The sequence below is a fragment of the Mesorhizobium sp. WSM4807 genome, assembly GCF_055811615.1.
Map to the genome: position 1 here is coordinate 1 of NZ_JBVVQY010000135.1, position 249 is coordinate 249.

The window sequence follows — 249 nt, forward strand, 5'->3', positions numbered from 1 at the left end:
CGAAGCCGCTCGCGAGCGCGCCCTCAACAGCGCTGTAGCGAGCGAGCGGCGTAGCGGCGGTCATCGATGTTCTTCGGCAGGGTTGGGTTGCTGACACAACCTGATTCGAAGGAACCACCGATGACCGACGCCATGATGAACCTGCGCACGCTCGTAGAGAAGACCCCCGACGCCGATATCCTGCGCGAGATGATCGGCTTTGCCGCCGAGCGGCTGATGGAGCTGGAGGTTGGGGCCGCCACCGGCGCG

At 65.5% G+C, this 249-nt stretch carries 1 pseudogene; it reads left to right on the plus strand.

The features are described from left to right. Positions 1-120: 120 nt before the first annotated feature. Positions 121-249: pseudogene (locus AC0L3N_RS33980) on the plus strand (IS256 family transposase); the annotation flags it as partial.